1 pseudogene is annotated in these 824 nt (G+C 65.9%); it reads right to left on the bottom strand.

Annotated elements, in window-relative coordinates:
* A pseudogene (locus MTQ10_RS30855) lies at window positions 1-824 on the bottom strand (hypothetical protein); the annotation flags it as partial.

The raw sequence follows: 824 nt of genomic DNA on the forward strand, positions 1-824 counted from the left end.
CGGCGGATCAGGAGGTCGCCGTTGGCGTCGTAGAGGTAGTCGGTGGTCTTGGTGCCTTCGGTGAGGCGGGTGAGTTCTCCCTCGAGGTCCCAGGTGAGGTTCTGGGCGTTGCCGGTGGGGCCGTAGCGTGTGGTGGTGTTGCCCTGCTCGTCGTAGGTGTACGTGTTGGCGGTGCCGCCGTTGACGGTGACGGAGGTCAGGGTGTGGGGCTGGCCGGTGCCGGAGGCGTTGACTGCGGGGTAGCCGTAGACAGTCTTGGCGTCACCGGTGGTTTTGTGCTCGGTCTGGGTGTCGCGCAGGCCGCCGGTCTTGTAGGTCCAGCTGGTCCAGTACGGGGCCGGGCCGCCGAGTGCGGACGCCGAGCGGGCGGTGGTGCAGTCGTTGGAGGAAGGGGTCCAGGCTTCGGTCAGGCGGCGGTAGCCGTCGTAGGCGAAGCACTGGGTGTCCTTGCCGTTGGCGTTGTCGGTGATCGACTTGATGTTGCCGGTGGCGTCGTAGGAGTAGTCGACGTCGCTGGTGTAGCCGGCGTTGGTCTGGTCGACTGTGTGGCTGTTGGTCAGGCGGCGGGTGCCGTCCTCGTAGTGGTTGAGGATCTGCAGTTGCTTGGCCCCGGTGGAGGTGCCGAGCCTGGTTTCCTCGATCTCGCCGTAGGGGGAGTAGCCGATGTTCTGGACGTAGTCGGTCATGCCGTCGGTGCCGGTGAGCATGCCGAGGTTGTTGTAGGTGTTGTGGACGCTCTCTGCGGGCAGGCCGGCCAGCGCGGGCATCGAGGTGGACTGGATGGTGCCGTCGATGTTGTAGACGGTGGAGGTGGTGAAGGTCTG

Origin of the sequence: Streptomyces sp. XM83C (assembly GCF_023072675.1) — a bacterium.
Lineage (GTDB): Bacteria > Actinomycetota > Actinomycetes > Streptomycetales > Streptomycetaceae > Streptomyces > Streptomyces thermocoprophilus.